16 protein-coding genes and 1 pseudogene are annotated in these 19,984 nt (G+C 42.3%); 7 read left to right on the forward strand and 10 right to left on the reverse strand.

The window, feature by feature from the left end; translation table 11 throughout:
- Positions 1 to 109 precede the first annotated feature (109 nt).
- The 4 genes from rpoZ to ACTNES_RS07690 all read right to left on the reverse strand — a co-directional run bounded on the left by rpoZ (position 110) and on the right by ACTNES_RS07690 (position 2,266).
- Entirely contained in the window at positions 110 to 364 is a 255-nt protein-coding gene (rpoZ, locus tag ACTNES_RS07675) for a DNA-directed RNA polymerase subunit omega (protein WP_291803786.1), read from the reverse strand.
- A gap of 125 nt (positions 365 to 489) precedes the next feature.
- A complete protein-coding gene (gmk, locus tag ACTNES_RS07680; RefSeq protein ID WP_291803785.1) occupies positions 490 to 1,113 on the reverse strand; it encodes a guanylate kinase in 624 nt (207 codons plus the stop codon).
- Positions 1,106 to 1,372: a DUF370 domain-containing protein gene (locus ACTNES_RS07685; protein WP_291803782.1), complete on the reverse strand. Its 267-nt coding sequence runs from the start codon at positions 1,370 to 1,372 to the stop codon at positions 1,106 to 1,108. The genes gmk and ACTNES_RS07685 overlap by 8 nt, the downstream gene beginning before the upstream one ends.
- Before the next feature lie 12 nt (positions 1,373 to 1,384).
- Positions 1,385 to 2,266 carry a YicC/YloC family endoribonuclease gene (locus ACTNES_RS07690; RefSeq protein ID WP_291803780.1) on the reverse strand — a complete coding sequence of 294 codons (882 nt, stop codon included), beginning with the start codon at positions 2,264 to 2,266 and terminating at the stop codon, positions 1,385 to 1,387.
- A 338-nt stretch (positions 2,267 to 2,604) separates the two neighbouring features.
- Here ACTNES_RS07690 and ACTNES_RS07695 point away from each other — a divergent pair, with 338 nt between their 5' ends.
- From ACTNES_RS07695 to ACTNES_RS07705, 3 genes are all read left to right on the forward strand, one after another.
- Positions 2,605 to 4,350, forward strand: coding sequence for an Rqc2 family fibronectin-binding protein (locus ACTNES_RS07695; RefSeq protein ID WP_291803777.1), 1,746 nt, complete (start codon positions 2,605 to 2,607; stop codon positions 4,348 to 4,350).
- Between the two features lie 130 nt (positions 4,351 to 4,480).
- Positions 4,481 to 6,037: an ABC-F family ATP-binding cassette domain-containing protein gene (locus ACTNES_RS07700; protein ID WP_291816627.1), complete on the forward strand. Its 1,557-nt coding sequence runs from the start codon at positions 4,481 to 4,483 to the stop codon at positions 6,035 to 6,037.
- 146 nt (positions 6,038 to 6,183) lie between these two features.
- Positions 6,184 to 7,542 (forward strand): MATE family efflux transporter, encoded by a 1,359-nt coding sequence (locus tag ACTNES_RS07705; protein WP_441039064.1) that lies wholly within the window; start codon positions 6,184 to 6,186, stop codon positions 7,540 to 7,542.
- Positions 7,543 to 7,573: 31 nt separating this feature from the next.
- Here ACTNES_RS07705 and ACTNES_RS07710 read toward each other — a convergent pair whose 3' ends face one another.
- From ACTNES_RS07710 to ACTNES_RS07720, 3 genes are all read right to left on the reverse strand, one after another.
- Positions 7,574 to 7,762, reverse strand: coding sequence for a hypothetical protein (locus ACTNES_RS07710; RefSeq protein WP_291803770.1), 189 nt, complete (start codon positions 7,760 to 7,762; stop codon positions 7,574 to 7,576).
- Positions 7,763 to 8,091: 329 nt separating this feature from the next.
- Positions 8,092 to 10,494: a leucine--tRNA ligase gene (gene leuS / locus ACTNES_RS07715; RefSeq protein ID WP_291811212.1), complete on the reverse strand. Its 2,403-nt coding sequence runs from the start codon at positions 10,492 to 10,494 to the stop codon at positions 8,092 to 8,094.
- Positions 10,495 to 10,756: 262 nt separating this feature from the next.
- On the reverse strand, positions 10,757 to 12,847 hold the full coding sequence (locus ACTNES_RS07720) for an elongation factor G (protein WP_300334479.1): 2,091 nt from the start codon (positions 12,845 to 12,847) through the stop codon (positions 10,757 to 10,759).
- A gap of 549 nt (positions 12,848 to 13,396) precedes the next feature.
- Between ACTNES_RS07720 and ACTNES_RS07725 the strand changes: the two genes are divergently transcribed.
- From ACTNES_RS07725 to ACTNES_RS07735, 3 genes are all read left to right on the forward strand, one after another.
- On the forward strand, positions 13,397 to 14,488 hold the full coding sequence (locus ACTNES_RS07725) for a prephenate dehydrogenase (protein ID WP_291811218.1): 1,092 nt from the start codon (positions 13,397 to 13,399) through the stop codon (positions 14,486 to 14,488).
- A 117-nt stretch (positions 14,489 to 14,605) separates the two neighbouring features.
- Complete coding sequence (gene aroA, locus ACTNES_RS07730) at positions 14,606 to 15,880, forward strand: 3-phosphoshikimate 1-carboxyvinyltransferase (protein ID WP_320813503.1); 1,275 nt, start codon at positions 14,606 to 14,608, stop codon at positions 15,878 to 15,880.
- A gap of 456 nt (positions 15,881 to 16,336) precedes the next feature.
- The gene (locus ACTNES_RS07735; protein ID WP_441039065.1) at positions 16,337 to 17,326 is read left to right on the forward strand and encodes a 2-hydroxyacid dehydrogenase; all 990 of its coding nucleotides are present in this window, start codon (positions 16,337 to 16,339) and stop codon (positions 17,324 to 17,326) included.
- A gap of 134 nt (positions 17,327 to 17,460) precedes the next feature.
- Here the strand turns inward: ACTNES_RS07735 and ACTNES_RS07740 are convergent, their stop codons facing one another.
- Genes ACTNES_RS07740 through ACTNES_RS07750 form a run of 3 tightly spaced genes read right to left on the reverse strand, consistent with a single transcriptional unit; the run spans position 17,461 to position 19,219 of the window.
- A complete protein-coding gene (locus ACTNES_RS07740; RefSeq protein WP_300334484.1) occupies positions 17,461 to 17,820 on the reverse strand; it encodes a hypothetical protein in 360 nt (119 codons plus the stop codon).
- A 5-nt stretch (positions 17,821 to 17,825) separates the two neighbouring features.
- Entirely contained in the window at positions 17,826 to 18,380 is a 555-nt protein-coding gene (locus ACTNES_RS07745) for a flavodoxin family protein (RefSeq protein WP_216459325.1), read from the reverse strand.
- A gap of 2 nt (positions 18,381 to 18,382) precedes the next feature.
- Positions 18,383 to 19,219, reverse strand: a complete 837-nt coding sequence (locus ACTNES_RS07750; protein ID WP_441039066.1) for a deoxyribonuclease IV — start codon at positions 19,217 to 19,219, stop codon at positions 18,383 to 18,385.
- A 303-nt stretch (positions 19,220 to 19,522) separates the two neighbouring features.
- Here ACTNES_RS07750 and ACTNES_RS07755 point away from each other — a divergent pair.
- A pseudogene (locus ACTNES_RS07755) lies at positions 19,523 to 19,984 on the forward strand (CapA family protein); the annotation flags it as partial.

A 19,984-nucleotide genomic window follows, 5' to 3' on the forward strand; every position in this document is an offset into this window, starting at 1 on the left:
TTCGTCTATTGTATTATGCTTCTGTTGTTTCCTCAGTTGCTGCACTTTCTGTCTGAGCTGCTTCTTCGGAAGTTTCAACTGCTGCCTGAGCCTCAGCTGTTACAGCTGCCTACTCTTCCTCTTCGTTCTCTTCCGGAGCAAGGATCTTTACTTTTCCTTTGTAAAGCTCATCGATCGCGATAGAAAGAGGTTTCTTGCCTGCTGCACCTTCTACGAGCGGTTTGGAGCCTGCGATAAGCTGGCGTGCACGTTTGCTTGTAGCAAGTACAAGTGAATAACGGCTGTTAAGGGACATCGTTGTATCGTCGTCCTCACTGTTTTCATTGATTGCTTCGATTAATTCTGTATAAGACGGATGTATCATGTATTTTCTCCTTTCTTTTAAAGCGGCAATTCACCGCATAATTGATTTAATAGTATTTATATGCATCTGGGAACCTGCATTCTGCCGTTTTGCTTTCCCGGCCAGCCAGAATCCCCCTGATACTGCTATTTCTGAAATGCCTTTGTCTGCTCCTGAATATCTGCGATAAATTCTGCATTTCTGAATGCTCTGGAATGTTCACTTACAATAATCTGGTGCAAATGATCTACGCATTCTTCTACTGTATCATTAACAAGAATATAGTCATACTGACCCATACCCTTTGCTTCCTCACCGGCTCTTGCAAGTCTGTCTGCGATCACCTGTGCAGTTTCTGTTCCTCTGCCTGTAAGGCGGCGTTCCAGTTCCTCTACTGTCGGAGGAGTTACAAATACCAGAAGTGCCTCCGGTATCTTTTCTTTGATCTTCATTGCACCCTGGATTTCTATTTCCAGGATTACATTTCTGCCCGCCTGAAGCTGTTCTTCTACGTAGGAACGCGGAGTTCCATAATAATTCTCCACATACTGAGCATACTCAAGCAGAGCATCCTCTTCGATCAGTTTCTCGAATTCATCCCGTGTACGGAAGAAATATTCTCTGCCATCTTCTTCGCCGGGACGCGGATTTCTGGTAGTTGCGGAGACAGATAATGCGTAATCATCATATTTCTCCATAAGGCGTTTCATTACTGTGCCTTTCCCTGCACCGGAAAATCCTGAAACCACTACTAAAATTCCTTTATTCATGGGTCTCTCCCTCATTCTCATATATTTCCGCAAATCTACGGGCGATAGTCTCAGGCTGGAGTGCACTGAGCACAAGATAATCATCACTTGTAATGATGACTGCCTTTGTTTTTCGTCCCTGCGTTGCGTCAATCAGTGACCGGGTTCCTTTGACACTCTGCACCATTCGTTTGACCGGTGCTGCATCCGGGCTTACCACTGCCACGATTTTCTGTGAATTAACTACATTTCCAAAACCGATGTTTATAAGTTTTGCCACAGTCTGTATCCTCTATTCTACGTTCTGGATCTGTTCTCTGACTTTCTCGATTTCTGTCTTGAGATCGATCGCAATGTTGGAAATCTCAAGATCGCTGGATTTGGACAGGATGGTATTTGCCTCTCTGTTCATCTCCTGTGCCATGAAGTCAAGCTTACGTCCGATGCCATTCTGCTCTGTTGTGAGCATTTTCTTCATATTCTTGATATGGCTGTGGAGACGTACAGTCTCCTCGTCGTTGCAAATCTTGTCTGAGAACAGAATGACTTCTGCTGCAATTCTGTTGTCATCGATCTGGGTATCCTCGAGAAGTTCGGACACTTTTGCCTCCAGTTTGGTTCTGTAAGCGTTTACTACCTCCGGAGAGCGGGCTTCTACCCGTAATACCTTCTCTTCGAGGCCGTCCAGTTTCTCGATGAGATCCTTCTCAAGATTTCTTCCCTCGAGATTTCGTGTCTGAACGAATTTCTCGCATGCTTCACGCAGCGGCGGCTCTATAAATCCCCAGAGTGCTTCCTCATCAACAGACTGTTCTTCCATGACAAGTACTTCCGGACAGCGTGAAAGGGTGCTGACTTTGATGTCATAATCAAGGCCAAAATCCTGCTGCATCTGTTTCAGACAGGTGATGTATTCGGATGCAAGCTCTTTGTTGTATTTGAGGGCTCCGTTGTTCATGGTGTAGTCTTCATATGTGATGTATACATCAACTTTGCCTCGCTGGATGTAGGTTTTCATCAGGTTTCTGACGGCGCCCTCCAGGAAGTTCAGTTTTCTGGGCATTTTTATGCTGAGGTCCAGGTACCTGTGGTTGACAGATTTTAATTCGATGGTTATTTTTCTTTCATTGGTCACGACTTCTGCCCGGCCGAAACCAGTCATGCTTTTTATCATAGTTTTTCTCTCTTTGTCTGTCTTACTGGTGTCGCTGTATGTATTCCTGGTCTGGTTTACATACAGATCTATTATAGTTCATTATAGAATTGTAGTCAAACATTTTTTCGTTGATGGCGGTATGAAATGTGTGGTATACTACTTAGAAAGGACGCAGGATAAAATAAATGGTCTGGGGCGCGGTTTCGGAAGCTAGTCAACTCTAAGGCTTCGCCTTTCTGACGTAGACGGTGCTTTCATTTTTATTCTTTTTCTTAAATTTATACTGTCAGGTGTTTAGATTTTTGTGTTTAGGATTACTGTCACCGATCATTTTTATGTTAAAGGAGTGTTTTTATATGGCTTTTGATGGTATTACGATTGCGGCTATGGTGAAGGAGCTGCATATGAATTTAGATGGCGGGCGGTTTAATAAGATCGCGCAGCCGGAGGCGGATGAGTTGTTGATCACGGGGAAGGGAGCGAATGGGCAGTGCAGGCTGCTTCTTTCGGCGAGTGCTTCTCTTCCACTGATCTATTTTACTTCTAAGAATAAGCCGAGTCCTATGACTGCACCGAATTTCTGTATGTTGTTACGTAAACATATTGGAAGTGCGAGGATTTCGGATATCAGGCAGCCGGGGCTGGAGCGTGTGGTGATGTTTGAGCTGGAGCATCTAAATGAGCTGGGAGATCCTTGTAAGAAGGTGCTGATCATGGAGCTGATGGGTAAACACAGTAATATTATTTTCTGTGATGATCAGAATATGATCCTGGACAGTATCAAGCATGTTTCTTCTCATATGAGTTCTGTGCGTGAGGTACTTCCGGGGCGGGAGTATTTTATTCCGAAGACGCAGGATAAGCTGGATCCGCTGACTGTAAATGAGGAGGAGTTTATTCAGACTGTGTGCAATAAGCCGTGCAATATTTCCAGAGCTGTGTATTCTTCTCTTACGGGGATCAGTCCTGTTGTTGCGGAGGAGATCTGTTTCCGTGCTTCGATCGATGGTAGTGATGCGGCGCAGTCTCTGGATGAGACGGCGAGGGTTCATCTGTATCATACGTTCCGCAGGCTGATAGATCAGGTTGTGGAGGGTGATTTTACGCCTAATATTGTTTGCCGCGGAGAGGAACCTGTGGAATATGGAGTTTTTCCTTTCCAGCAGTATGGACCGGAGTATCATTCTGTGGAGTTTGGCAGTGTTTCGGAGATGCTGGAGACTTATTATGCGACGAAGAATACGCTGACACGTATTCATCAGAAGTCTTCGGATTTAAGAAGGATCGTGCAGACTGCGCTGGAGCGTAACCGTAAGAAACTTACTCTGCAGGAGAAGCAGATGAAGGATACTGCAAAGAAGGATAAGTATAAGGTTTACGGGGAGCTGATCAATACTTATGGGTATGGGCTGGAGGATGGATGTAAATCGTTTAAAGCTCTGAATTATTATACGAATGAGGAGATCACCATTCCGCTTGATCCTACTATGACTCCGGCGGAGAATTCCAAGAAATATTTTGATAAATACGGAAAGCTGAAGCGTACAGAGGAGGCTCTGACGGAACAGATCGCGGATACACGCAGTGAGATCGAGCATCTGGAGTCTGTTTCCAATGCTCTGGATATTGCTCTGGCTGAGAGTGACCTGGCGCAGATTAAAGAGGAGCTGATGGAGTATGGTTATATTAAGAAGCATTATGACCGTAAGAAGGGTCAAAAAATGCAGAATAAATCCAAACCGTTCCATTATGTGACTGAGGATGGGTATGATATTTATGTAGGAAAAAACAACTTCCAAAATGATGAACTGACCTTTAAATTTGCCACAGGAAATGACTGGTGGTTCCATGCCAAGAAGATGGCTGGTTCTCATGTGGTTGTGAAGTCTAAGGACAGGGAACTGCCGGATCATATCTTTGAGATTGCAGGACAGCTTGCGGCTTATTATTCTAAAGGACGTACGGCTCCGAAAGTAGAGATTGATTATATTCAGAAGAAGCAGGTAAAAAAACCTGCAGGAGCGAAACCTGGATTTGTGGTTTATTATACGAACTACTCTCTCATGGCTGAACCGTCATTAAAGGGCGTTACTGAGGTTTAACCACAGGCAACAGCTTTCACATAAAAATCAATCAAAATCCATGGAAAGTCATTTTCGACAATGGATTTTTGAATCTTCATATGCTGAATAATTATAAACAATACAAACAATTAAAGGAGAATTTCTTTTTATGAGCATTTTAAATGTTGAACATCTGACACATGGCTTCGGGGACCGGGCGATTTTTAATGATGTGTCTTTTCGTCTGTTAAAAGGCGAGCATATTGGACTGGTTGGTGCCAACGGAGAAGGTAAATCTACTTTCTTTAATATTGTAACCGGAAAACTGATGCCGGATGAAGGTAAGATTGAGTGGGCGAAGAATGTACGTGTAGGTTATCTGGATCAGCATTCTGTCCTCTCTCAGGGGATGTCTATCCGTGATGTGCTGAAGTCTGCATTCTCTTATCTCTTTGAGATGGAGGAACGAATGAACGAGATCTGTGATTCTCTTGGTACCGCTTCTCCAGAAGAGATGGATACTCTGATGGAGGAACTGGGAACGATTCAGGATACGCTTACCATGCATGATTTCTATGTAATTGATGCGAAAGTGGAAGAAGTTGCCCGTGCACTGGGACTTCTTGACATCGGACTGGAGCGTGATGTTACAGATCTGAGCGGTGGTCAGAGAACCAAAGTTCTGCTTGGCAGGCTGCTTCTGGAAAAACCGGATATTCTTCTTCTGGATGAGCCTACCAACTATCTGGATGAGGAACATATTGAATGGCTGAAACGTTATCTGCAGGATTATGAGAATGCATTTATCCTTATTTCCCATGATATTCCATTCCTGAATTCTGTTATTAATCTGGTTTATCATATGGAGAATCAGGAGTTAAACCGTTATGTCGGTGATTATGACCATTTCCAGGAAGTTTATGAAGTAAAAAAAGCTCAGCTTGAGGCTGCTTACAGGCGCCAGCAGCAGGAAATCAGCGAGCTGAAAGATTTCGTTGCCAGAAATAAAGCCCGTGTTTCTACCAGAAATATGGCAATGTCCAGACAGAAGAAGCTGGATAAGATGGATGTGATCGAGCTTGCTGCCGAGAAGCCGAAGCCGGAGTTTCATTTTAAATATGGCCGTACTCCTGGCAAATATATTTTTGAGACAAAAGATCTGGTTATCGGTTACAATGAGCCGCTTTCCAAACCTGTTACTCTCTCTATGGAAAGAGGCAATAAGATTGCACTGGTCGGTGCCAATGGTATCGGTAAAACTACTTTATTAAAAAGTATTCTCGGCCTGATCCCGTCCTTAAAGGGTTCCTGCGAACTTGGAGAGAATCTTCAGATCGGATACTTTGAACAGGAAGTAAAAGGAGACAACAAAACTACCTGTATTGATGAGATCTGGGCGGAATTTCCGTCTTATACTCAGTATGAAGTACGGTCCGCTCTTGCAAAATGCGGGCTTACTACCAAGCATATCGAGAGCCAGGTGCGTGTATTGAGCGGTGGTGAACAGGCAAAGGTGCGTCTGTGCAAACTGGTAAACAAAGAAACAAATATCCTGCTTCTGGACGAGCCTACCAACCACCTGGATGTGGATGCCAAAGAAGCTTTGAAGCAGGCTCTGATCGAATATAAGGGAAGTATTCTCCTGATCTGCCATGAACCGGAGTTTTACCGCGATGTGGTTTCTCAGATATGGGACTGCAGTAAATGGACTACGAAAGTATTATAATAAATGGGGCAAGCGACGCCAACAAGTGATTTTTGAAATAAGAAATCAGTCATCCAATTATGTCAGTCGAATATTCGCAATTGAAACAAAAGACTTACTTGATTTAATTAAGATGTCATTTATTGGTGCGCAAAAGGTTATTACAAATGAGTAAAGCAAAAACTGTGGATCTGACTTCCGGTCCGATCCTGAAAACTCTGGCAGAGCTTGCTCTGCCTATCATGGTTTCTTCTATGCTGGGAACCGCTTACAGTATTATGGATATGGCATGGATCGGACTGCTTGGTGCAAAAGCGGTTGCGGGCGTGGGAGTCGGCGGAATGTACGTCTGGCTCTCCCAGGGACTCGCATCCCTGCCAAGAATGGGCGGACAGGTAAATACTGCCCAGGCATGCGGGCGTAAAGATTACGACCAGGCACGTTCTTATGCTGCCAGTTCCCTGCAGATCACTGCGCTTTTTGGCATTTTGTTTGCGGCTGTCTGTATTATTTTTATTCATCCTCTACTGGGATTTTTTAATCTTACAGACACAGAAACTTATATCGCAGCCAAATCCTACACGTTGATCACCTGCGGATTGATCCTTTTTTCTTACCTGAATCTGACACTGACCGGTCTTTCTACTGCTCAGGGAGATTCCCGCACTCCCCTTCTCGCAAACTTCATCGGGCTTGCGGGAAATATGATCCTGGATCCGCTGCTGATCCTTGGTGTAGGACCTTTTCCACGACTGGAAGTTGTCGGAGCCGCTGTTGCAACAGTAAGTTCGCAGATCCTGGTTTTCGTGGTGATGGTTCTGCGTATCCGCCATTCCAGACTGGAGCCAAATGTTTTACAGCATCTGAATCTGCTGTCTGTTTTTCCAAAAGAATATTATAAGCACATCTTCAGAATCGGTTTTCCCACAGCTATACAGGGAAGCATTTACTGTTTCATCTCCATGGTCCTGACCCGTATGGTTTCCGGCTATGGTGCTGCCGCTATTGCAACGCAGCGTGTTGGCGGACAGATTGAATCCGTATCCTGGAATACTGCAGATGGTTTTGCTTCAGCATTGAATGCTTTTATTGCCCAAAACTACGGGGCACGAAAAAAAGACCGTATCCGTAAAGGTTACAGTCTGTCATTTCGCGTTCTTACAATTTGGGGCCTGTTTGTCACTGCAGCTTTTGTCTTTCTTCCGGAGCCAATTGCCAGGTTATTTTTCCACGAAAAAGAAGCGCTGGATACTGCTGTCAATTATCTGGTCATTATCGGATTCAGTGAAGTCTTTATGTCTATTGAACTGATGACAGTCGGCGCATTATCCGGACTTGGACGTACCAGATTATCCAGTACGATCAGTGTGATCCTGACAGGCTCACGAATTCCGCTGGCAATGATCCTGACACATGCAGGAATGGGATTGAATGGTGTATGGTGGGCTATCACGATCTCTTCCATTGTTAAGGGAATCGTGTTTACGCTGACTTTCCATCATGTCAGTAAGCAGCTGCCTGAATAATCTGATGTCTGCTTCGCAAACTTAATTTATGCTAATCAAATAAATTCGCACAGTATGTTTCGGGTTTTCTGGTCAGTTCGCCGTTTCGTCCGGTTTTCAACGTGTAATGAAACGGAAGTCCGGATGCTGTATAAAAAGGATAATTCTGAAATATGATAATTGCCTGCCAGAGGTTCTCTTCTGTGCAGACTGTTTTTATATTTTCTATTGCATTTTTCATCTGATCGTTCATCATAGTTTTATGTCGAACAATGTCGAATCCTTTCGATTTATTTAAGCATAATACTACAACAAACCAGTTATTTGTGCAAGTAACGCAAATATGTAATTGTATCTCTCCAATCCATATAGCTACTATCCACACCGTTTTCAGCAAAATATTTCACAAGACAATCAAACGGATATTCGTAATCAAAACAATACGCTTACTTGACTTAGTTAAATTTTCACTAAAAAGGACGCAGCCAGAAACGTTCTCCGCTTCTTTCTGCGTCCTTTTTTACTGCTTACTATTACTGCCTGCGCAGCAATTTCTGCTGTTCTATTCTATTATTTCGCAACAAAGTTTACGATCTTGTTCGGTACATAGATCTCTTTGATGAGGTTCTTTCCTTCCAGGAAGGATGCAACTCTCTCATCTGCCTTAGCGATCTCAAATGCTTTTTCTTTCTCGCATCCGTTCGGGATTACGATGGTTCCTCTTACTTTACCGTTTACCTGTACACCGATCTCAACTGTCTTGGCAATGGTCTTGCCTTCGTCATATTTCGGCCATTCGGAAACTGCCAGTAAGCCTTCTCCTCCGATGAATTCCCAGATTTCTTCGCAAATATGTGGTGCAAACGGGCTGAGAAGCTTGATGAAAATGGTAAGATCATCTTTGCTTAAGTGTCCTTCTGCAGTAATCTCGTTGAGGAGTGCCATCAGGCTGGCGATCGCTGTGTTGAACTTCAGGTTCTCGATATCAGAAGAAACTTTCTTGATAGTACGGTGGAGTTTCATCTCCAGTTCATCAGATACGGATTCTTCGGAAAGGATATCTGTCAGGCCTGCAACACGGTCAAGGAACTTTTTGCAGCCTTTTACAGAGCTGTCGCTCCATGGAGTTGCTGCGCCGTAGTCACCCATGAACAGTACATAAGTACGAAGTGTATCTGCACCGTATTCTTCTACGATATCCAGCGGGTCAACAACGTTACCTTTGGATTTACTCATCTTCTCTCCGTCCGGTCCGAGGATAAGTCCCTGGATGGAACGTTTTGCGTATGGTTCCGGTGTATTTACCACACCAAGGTCATACAGGAAATGATGCCAGAATCTGGAGTAGATCATATGTCTGGTAACATGCTCCATACCACCGTTGTACCAGTCAACAGGCATCCAGTATTTCAGTTTGTCCATGTCTGCCAGTGCGTTTGTGTTGTGCGGATCTGTGTATCTTAAGAAATACCAGGAAGATCCGGCCCACTGAGGCATGGTATCTGTCTCACGTTTTGCTGCTGCACCACATTTCGGGCATGTGCAATTTACGAAAGAATCAATCTTGGCAAGTGGAGACTGTCCATCTTCACCTGGCTCAAAGTCTTTGACATCCGGCAGGCGCAGTGGAAGTTCGTTTTCCGGAACTGCTACAACACCACAGTTCGGGCAGTGGATAAGCGGGATCGGCTCGCCCCAGTATCTCTGACGGTTGAATGCCCAGTCTTTCATCTTATACTGAACACCGGCTTTACCAATACCTTTCTTCTCCAGTTCTTCCAGCATACGCTCGATAGAATCTTTCTTCTTTGTATATCCATTCAGGAATTCAGAGTTTACCATCTCGCCGTCGCCTGTGTAAGCTTCTTTGGAGATGTCACCACCTTTGATAACTTCGATAATATCGATGCCAAATTTCTTAGCAAAATCATAGTCACGCTGGTCATGAGCCGGTACCGCCATGATGGCGCCTGTACCATATCCCATCATTACATAATCTGCAATATAGATCGGGATTTTCTTTCCGTTAACCGGATTGATACCTTCAAGTCCCTGGATTCTAACACCTGTTTTATCTTTTACAAGCTGAGTTCTCTCGAATTCTGTCTTCTTTGCACACTCATTACGATATGCAACGATCTCGTCCATGTTTGTAACTTTGTCTGCATATTTGTCAATGATCGGATGCTCCGGTGCGATTACCATGAAAGTTACACCAAACAGGGTGTCCGGTCTGGTTGTATAAATTTCAAGTTTCTCGTCGATTCCGTCAACATCAAAATTAACGAAAGCACCTTTGGATTTACCGATCCAGTGGATCTGCTGCTGTTTTACATTATCCGGATAATCTACATCTTTCAGACCTTCCAGAAGTTTATCTGCATACTGAGTGATTCTTAAATACCATACATCTTTGGATTTCTGAACAACTTCACTGTGGCAGATATCACATTTACCACCCTGGCTGTCCTCATTGGAAAGGACTACTTTACAGTGCGGGCAGTAGTTAACCAGTGTTCTGTCTCTGAATACAAGACCTTTCTCGAACATTTTCAGAAAGATCCACTGTGTCCATTTGTAATAATCTTCATCTGTTGTGTCGATCACACGGTTCCAGTCAAAAGAGAATCCAACTTTCTTTAACTGGTTGGAGAATCTCTTGATATTCTCATCTGTGATGATACGTGGATGTGTTCCGGTTTTTACTGCGTAGTTCTCTGTAGGGAGACCGAATGCATCAAATCCGATCGGAAAAAGTACATTATATCCCTCCATACGACGTTTTCTGGAAATAACCTCCAGACTGGAATATGCTTTGATATGTCCAACGTGCATACCTGCACCACTTGGATATGGAAACTCTACTAAGCCATAGAATTTAGGTTTGTCACTGTTATCTTTGGCTTCGAAGACTTTGCTTTCTTCCCATTTCGCCTGCCACTTAGGCTCGATCTTTTTAAACAAGTATTTCATCTCTATGCTTCCTCCAACATTTTGTTGTATCTAAAAATTTATTTTAATTCAACAGAGGCGGTTTGTCAATGTAACGTTTCGCAGTATTGGCGGTTTTTGCGGTAAAAATGGCTCTTTTTTAGATTTTAACGCAAAGAAACAGGACATCTCACATTTCTGCAAAATGTCCTGCCTCTCTTATTTCTTATACATTACATCTTAATTCATAGCGCTGACACAAATTACTGCTCGATCAGTAATTACATTTACTCTTATTATTTTTTTATTCGTCGACTTTGTCCACCTTGCTGGCTCTTGCTTCGATTTCTTTTGCCTGAATGTCGTTCGGAGCCTGCTCATAGCGTGCAAATTCATAGGAGAATTCTCCACTTCCGCCTGTCATGGAACGCAGATCTGTGGAATATCCATAAATCTCAAGCTGAGGTACATCTGCTTCGATGATCGTATTTCCCTGATGATCAGGATTCATGCCAAGAACACGACCACGGCGTTTATTCAGATCACCCATAACATCACCGGTATATTTGTCCGGAACTGTTACTTTCATAGATACGATTGGCTCTAAAAGTACAGGTGATGCATCCATGAAGCCTTTCTTGAATGCGAGAACTGTAGCCATCTTGAATGCCATTTCTGAGGAGTCTACCGGATGATAGGATCCATCATAAAGTGTAGCTTTCACACCAACTACCGGATATGCAGCCAGAGGTCCCTTTAATACGCATTCCTGCAGACCTTTCTCAACTGCCGGGAAGTAGTTCTTCGGAACTGCACCGCCGACTACAACCTGCTCAAATACATAAGGTGTCTCCAGATCGCCTGATGGCTCGAAGCGCATCTTAACATGTCCATACTGTCCATGTCCGCCGGACTGTTTCTTATGTTTGCCTTCAACGTCTGAGTTCTTACGGATAGTCTCACGGAACGGAACCTTCGGTTTGCTCAGTTCTACGTCTACTTTATAGCGTTCTTTCAATTTATTAATAACGATATCCAGATGCTGGTCGCCGATACCATAGATAAGACTCTGACGGTTTGCACTGTCATTTACTACGCGAAGTGTCTTATCTTCACTCATCATCTTAGCCAGTGCCTGGGAGATCTTGTCTTCATCACCTTTCTTCACTGCTTTGAATCTCTTGCAGGTATATGGTGTGGAAATAACGGATTTCGCATAAACGATCGGGTTTGCCTTTGTTGCAAGGCTGTCACCTGTCTGTACGCTGTTCAATTTGGCAATGGCACCGATATCACCGGCATGAAGTTCAGGAACTTCGATCGGTTTGGAGCCTTCGAGTACATATAATTTGTTCAGACGTTCTTCATCGCCCTTCTCTACGTTTACTAAAGTATCATCAGATTTGATAACACCGGAGCATACTTTAATAAGAGAATATTTGCCGAGGAACGGGTCTGCGATTGTTTTCCATACATATGCAGATTTCGCTTTTGTGAAATCGTAGTTTGCTTCGAAGATCTCATTTGTTTTCTGAGCGATTCCGTTGCAGGAACGTTTGTCCGGGCTCGGGAAATATCCGCAGATATCATCCAGTAAGTTGGATACACCGCGAAGATTGATCGGTGAGCCCATGCATACAGGTACGATAGATGCTTCCTGTACGTTCATTGCAAGTGCTGCAGAAACCTCTGTTACTGAGAATGTATCACCTTCGAAATAACGATCCATAAATTCCTCGCTGGTCTCTGCTACAGATTCCATCAGGATATCATGATATTTCTCCAGATATTCATCCAGATATTCAGGAATCTCACATTCCTCTTTCTTACCTTTATCTATGTATTTACGTCCTGCCTGTTTTACAACATTTACATATCCTACGAATTTGCCGTTTTCACGGATCGGGAAATGAAGTGGTGCGATCTTCTTGCCGTAGAGCTCTGTGAGCTGTTCTACAACTTTACGGTAGCTGACATCATCTACGTCCATATCCGTAACAAAGATCATTCTTGGAAGTTTATATTTCTCACATAAGTTCCATGCTTTCTGTGTTCCAACCTGAACGCCTGCTTTACCGGAAACTACAATGATCGCTGCATCTGCTGCGCTTACTGCTTCTTCTACTTCACCTACGAAATCGAAATATCCGGGAGTATCCAGCACATTGATCTTTACCTTATCCCACGGTACCGGGATCAATGTGGTAGAAATGGAAAAATGTCTCTTAATCTCTTCTTTGTCATAATCGCTGACTGTGTTTCCGTCTTCTACTCTTCCGAGACGGTTAGTCATTCCTGCTAAGTAAGCCATTGATTCTGCCAGTGTAGTCTTGCCAGCGCCCCCATGACCTAAAAGGACTATATTTCTAATTCGGTCAGTTCTAAATACATCCATGTTGCGTACCTCCCTGTTTGTCTGTTAATTGCTACTGTTCACTTCGTTCACAGTAACTTATTATGCTGCCTGTAATGTCCGCAGCAACGATATGGCTATATATTACTAAATTTTTTTATATTTTTCAAGTATTTTATGAAATTTTAACATCTTTTTTTGTGAACTTCTTGTAAATTGATGAGCATTTTATATATTTTCAGTATTTTTTACTGGTTTTGACTGTGAATTTTATCTCATATGCACATATCAGTAAAAGATGATCGTTGTTGATTGTATGAATATTCTTATTACTTTTCTACAAACGGGTCAAAGAGTTCTGAAAGCGATCATAATATCTGCAATACAACATTTACTTTGTTACGTTAAATTATTTATGTATAAAAGCGCCCGTATGAATTGACTTTTTAAATCATATCCTTTAAAATAGTAAATTATGAAATCATGTAACTGTTCCGTACTTTTGCAGTTACGAATTAGTTACTGTTCGCTCTGCGCCCAGTAACACGAATTATATCAAATAATGTTACCTGAAAGGATGCAAAAACCACTATGAAAACTATCGGTTTTATCGGTCTCGGACTGATTGGCGGATCAATTGCCAAGGCCATCCGAAAATACCATGAAGATTACCGAATCCTTGCCTATGACCAGGATAGAGAAACACTTGCCACAGCTGTAAGCAGCAATATGATCGATGCAGTGTGCGAAGAACATGATGAACGTTTTAAGAACTGCGATTATATTTTTCTGTGTGCTCCTGTAGAATTTAATGTAAAATATCTGGAATATTTTAAAGAGAATATCGGTCCTGACACCATCCTCACAGATGTGGGAAGTGTCAAAGGCATTATCCATAAAGAAGTTGAACGTCTGGGAATGGAATCCCGTTTTATCGGAGGTCATCCGATGGCGGGTTCCGAGAAAACCGGATTCGAAGCTTCCAGTGACCGTCTGATCGAGAATGCTTACTATATCATCACTCCCGGCGGTGAGGTTGCACTGGAACGTCTGACAGAGTTTACAGAAATGATTTCTTCTCTGGGTGCGATCCCGATGGTCCTTACAAGCGAAGAACACGATTTCATTACTGCCGGAGTCAGCCACCTGCCTCATATTATTGCTTCTGCACTGGTAAATCTTGTCAATATGCTGGACAGCGATCAGGAATATATGAAAACGATTGCAGCCGGAGGTTTCCGCGATATTACGCGTATTGCTTCCTCCTCTCCTATTATGTGGGAGCAGATCTGTGTAGAGAATAATCAGAATATTTCCAATGTACTGGATGACTACATCCGTCTGCTGGTGCAGATCAAGTGTTTTGTGGATAATAAGGACTCCAAGAGTCTGTATCAGATGTTTGCAAATTCCAGGGATTATCGTGATTCCATTGACGTGGTAGATAACGGTCTGCTAAAAAAAGCTTATGTCCTGTATCTGGACATTGCAGATGAAGCTGGTGGTATCGCTACAATTGCTACTATTCTGGCAATGGAGAAGATCAGTATTAAGAATATCGGTATCATTCATAACCGTGAATTTGAGGAAGGTGTCCTCAAAATTGAATTCTATGACGGAACTTCTATGGAAAAAGGTGCCGCACTTCTCAAGAAGAGAAATTATATTGTTTATGAGCGCTAAACTGTAAACTAAACAGATCCCCCTTTGACATTCATTTCGAAAATATTTTGTCAAAAGCAGATTGCTGAATAACCGAAAAGAAATACAGAAATATTATAAAACAGGCAGGAATCAAACATGGAAATAAAAAAACAAACAAATCTCAGAGGAGAACTTACTGTACCGGGTGACAAATCCATCTCCCACCGTGCAGTTATGTTCGGTTCTCTTGCACAGGACACTACAAAGATCACACATTTTCTGGAAGGAGCAGACTGTCTCTCTACTATCTCCTGTTTTCAGAAAATGGGAATCCATATCGAAAGAAACGCTTCTGAAATCCTTGTCCATGGAAAGGGTCTTCATGGACTCAGCACTCCATCTGGAATCCTGGATGTTGGAAACAGCGGAACTACCACCAGACTGATCTCAGGAATTCTGGCAGGTCAGTCTTTTACAAGCGAATTAAATGGCGACGCTTCTATTCAGTCCCGTCCGATGAAGAGGATCATGACTCCACTTCTTTCCATGGGTGCTGATATCATAAGTCTGAAAGACAACGGATGCGCCCCTTTACGTATCAACGGAAAACCTTTACATGCCACTCATTATCAGTCACCGGTTGCTTCTGCACAGGTAAAATCCTGCGTGCTTCTGGCAGGCATGTATGCAGATGGTATCACCAGTGTTACAGAACCGGTACTTTCCAGAAATCATACTGAGATCATGCTGAATTATTTTGGCGCAAACGTAACTTCTCAGGGAACGACCGCTTCTATTGAACCGGAACCTGTACTGAATGGACGTGAGATTAAAGTACCTGGCGATATTTCTTCTGCTGCTTACTTCATCGCAGCAGGACTTCTCACTCCCGGAAGCGAGATTCTTCTTAAGAATGTAGGTATCAATCCTACCAGAGACGGAATGCTTCGTGTATGCAAAGCCATGGGCGCTGATATTACTCTTCTGAATACAAGTACAGAAGGCGAACCTACTGCCGACCTGCTGATCCGTACAAGCAATCTTCATGGAACTACTGTTGAAGGCGAGATTATCCCGACATTGATCGATGAAATCCCGATGATCGCAGTTATGGCCGCTTTTGCAGAGGGAACTACTATTATTAAAGATGCCCAGGAACTGAAAGTAAAAGAGTCTGACCGTATTGCAGTAGTAACTGAAGGACTGAAACGCATGGGCGCTGATATCCAGCCAACTGATGACGGAATGATCATTCACGGCGGCAAACCACTTCATGGTGCTGAGATCAATTCTTATCTTGATCACCGAATCGCTATGTCCTTTGCCGTAGCCGGAACAATTTGTGACGGCACACTTACTATTAAAGATGGAGACTGCGTTAAAATTTCCTATCCGGAATTTTATGAAGATCTTTATTCTCTTGGAAAATAATAACTATGATCCTTGATCATGCTGCTGTCAATGCATTATTTTTTATGATTGTTGACAGCAGCATATTTTATTACATCATAGACATTTACTCTGTAATGTTCCTATAACATAATAAATCCTTCAATACTTCAATGACATAAAAAATAAATTTTTATCTGTAACATTCTGCTATCCCGCATATCTTTTGTTCTTTCTGTACATACTTTTCATAATGAATCATAGTATATACTTCCTATTTACAGTGTCTGCATACTCTGTCAAATTGTATTTTTATAGATACTTGAGAATTTTTATCCAAAATACTCTTTTCTTTTTTGGGTAAATCGGTTATAATGTGAACCGTCAAAAGATTGTTATTATTTTAACATTATTCGATTTATTTTGTAAACCACTGATATTACAATTTTCACGGTGAGTATATCGTACAGGTATACGGCCAGAGAGGAGCTAACATTTATGAAAATCTTATTTTATGGCACAAAAAACTACGACGAGGAATTTTTTGAGAAACTTCTTCCTTCTTATCCGGGAATTACAATTAAATTTACCGAAGCAAATATTCACGAAGAGACTGCTTCTCTTGCAAAAGGATATGAGGCAATCTGTGCGTTTGTAAACGCAGATCTGAGCACTCCTGTCATTGAAGAACTGAATGCTCAGGGTGTGAAACTGGTCCTTATGCGCTGCGCAGGTTATAACAATGTAGATCTGGAAACTGCCCACAAGTTTGGAATGAAAGTTATGCGTGTTCCGGGATATTCTCCGGAAGCTGTTGCAGAACATGCCATGGCTCTTGCCCTTACCGCAAACCGTCACACACATAAAGCATATATCAAATGCCGCGAAAATAACTTCTCTTTAAGTGGTCTGATGGGTCTCAATTTCTATCAGAAAACCGCCGGAATCATCGGTACCGGTAAAATCGGTCAGGCAATGGCAAAAATCTGCAAGGGATTCGGCATGAGAGTTATTGCTTACGATCTTTTCCCGAACAAGAGTCTGGATTATCTGGAATATGTATCTCTGGATGAACTTCTGGCAACCAGCGATCTCATCAGCCTTCACTGCCCACTTACAGAAGAAACCAAACATATCATTAATGAAAAAACTATCGCCAAGATGAAAGATGGCGTAGTTCTTGTAAATACTTCCCGCGGCGGTCTGATCAAGACAGAAGACCTGATCTCCGGAATCCGTGATCATAAATTCTCCGCAGTTGGACTGGATGTTTATGAAGAGGAAACTGATTTTGTATTCGAGGATATGTCTGAGCGTATTCTGCAGAGTTCCATTACTCAGCGTCTGCTCTCCTTCCCGAACGTAGTAATGACTTCTCATCAGGGATTCTTTACAAAAGAAGCACTGACTAATATCGCTGAAACTACTATGGAAAATGCGAAAGCATTTATGAATGGGGGCGAACTTAAGAACGAAGTTCTTTCTTAAAAATCTTCTTTCCAAATAGAATTTCTAAATAGAATTACTTTTCCAACGAAAAAAAGCACTCCGCAAATGAGTGCTTTTTTCATGGTCTTTTGTATCTTATCCTGCTTTTTATGATTTCCAGTTAATCTTTATAATTATTTTGAAGATTTTGTTGTATTTGCTGTGTCTGTTTTATCAGAAGAACCCTTTGTATTTTTGTCTGAAGATTTCGCTGCATCTGATGTGTCTGAATTCTCAGTTTCATCTGTAGTTTCTGTTGCATCTGTAGTATCTGTACTATCTGTGCCCTCTTCATCAGGCTCCTCTATCTGTTTCATATCTTCGTCAGAAGTATCTGCATCCATTTCATTAAGTTCATCCTCAGTCAATGGTTCAAGATCATCCTGATAAATCTCTTTATTTGTAATATCATCTTCTGCTTTCTTACCACATCCGGCAAGTCCAATCGATGCCAGAAGCATTCCCATGATCATAAAGTATTTTATTCTCTTCATTTCGCTCATCCTTTCACAGTCTTTAATTTCTCTGCCAGCTCTTTTATTTCACACAAAATATCTTCCCTGTCTTTCACCGGCACTTTATCCGTACGGTTCACATACACAGTTCCCAGACTGTTACAGCTCATCTGACGCAAAAGCATTTCTGAAGTGCTTTCCGCTTTTTCCCTCGGTCCGATACTTCCTGCAGCAAGAAGAACTGCACCTGTTTTCTTCTTCGGAACAGGCTCCTCTTTGCGAATATATCTGGCACTGAAATAAGTCTGCAGTCTGCTCATCACTGCAAGAAGCATTCCCGTAACTTCCTCAAAATATACCGGAGACGCCATAATAATATGATCGCATTCTTCAATATAAGAAAGAATCTCCTGCCATTCATCTCTGACTGCACATCCTGCATGGTCAAAACACCATCTGCAGTCTATACACGGGCGGATATCTGCCCTATACGCATCAACCACCTTAAAATCTCCACCCAAGGCTTCCAGCAGAGTTCGGATCATATATACAGTCTCACCGTTCTTTCGCGGTGAACCGTTAAAAATCAATGTTTTCATCTTTATTTTCCCTCGTATTCTTTCCTGAGAAGTGCAATCTCACGAGTCCATCCCTCATCATCATTCGGTGTTTCCAGAATAAATGGGATTCCTTTTGTGGCAGGATGTCTGATCACACGTACCAAAGCTTCCAGACCAATTTCGCCTTCACCAATCTTCGCATGTCGGTCTTTGTGACTGCCAAGTCCATTCATACTGTCATTCAAATGAATTGCTTTTAATCTGTCCAATCCGATCACACTGTCAAATTCTGTAAATACCCCATCAAGGTTATTTACAATATCATATCCGCCATCCCAGACATGACAGGTGTCAAGACAGACACCCAGCTTATCTTTTCGTTCTACCCTGTCAATGATCTGGCGCAGTTCATCAAAGTTTCGACCTATTTCACTGCCTTTTCCTGACATGGTTTCCAGAAGTACTGTAGTGCTCTGTTCTTCTGTAAGTACTTCATTCAAAATCTCTGCAATCCTAGCAATACCAGTTTCTGCGCCCTGTCCGACATGGTTTCCCGGATGAAAATTATAATAATTTCCCGGAGTCAGTTCCAGACGTTTCAGATCATCTGCCATTGTCTCTCTGGCAAAATCTCTCAGATTCTCCTTCGCTCCGGCACAATTCATCGTATAAGGTGCATGCGCTACTATTTTTCCAAAATGATTCTCCTGTGCAAGCTGCAGAAATTCCTGCACATCCTGCAAATTAATATCCTTTACCCTTCCACCTCTTGGATTTCTGGTAAAAAACGCAAAGGTATTACCTCCATTTGCAAGTGTCTGTTTTCCCATTGCCAGGTATCCTTTGGAAGAACTTGTGTGATTTCCTATATATAACATATATCATTCCTCTGCCTGTAATATTTATGTAACCTTTTGTCATAGTATTATAACAAAAATACGGTTTTATGAAAAGACTTATTTATTGACGATTCTGTGAATTCTCTATATACTTTTCATATATGATCGATAAAATATTCTTTTATTTTGTTAATTCTGAATATAGCAAGTAAAGAACATATGAAAAAAATCGGACAGGCTGACGTCCGGCAGATTTTCTCAATTGAATCTGAATACTCACTCGATTTGGTTAAATACATAATCATGAAATTGCTATAAATACATAGAAAGCGAGAATCACATATGAACTCACATCCAAAATCAAAACAGCCTCCTGCCAAAAACTCTTCTGCCCGCAGAAAAGATATCTACAAAAAATCAAAGTATTATCAGGAAAAACGTCAGAAACTACTGATCGCCGCCGGAATTGGAGGTTTCATCCTGGTTTTTGTACTCATTCTGGCAGGAATTCGGGGATGCAGCAACTATATGCAGGCCAAACAGACCACTGCCCAAAATGCGGTTTCCATGAACGCATCCGGTGACAGTAACCAAACAGCTGCCACAGATTCTCAAGAAACAGATTCATCTGATACCGCGATATCCGCTCCTGTTTCTCTGACTCTCAGTGTTGTCGGTGACTGCACCCTCGGAACAGATGAAACCTTCGATTACGATACCAGCTTAAATGCTTATTATGAGAATTATGGTGCCGATTATTTTCTTCAGAATGTAAGAAGTATTTTCTCTGCTGATGATCTGACC

It is taken from the genome of Blautia sp. HCP3S3_D9 (assembly GCF_052063845.1).
Taxonomy (GTDB): domain Bacteria; phylum Bacillota; class Clostridia; order Lachnospirales; family Lachnospiraceae; genus Blautia_A.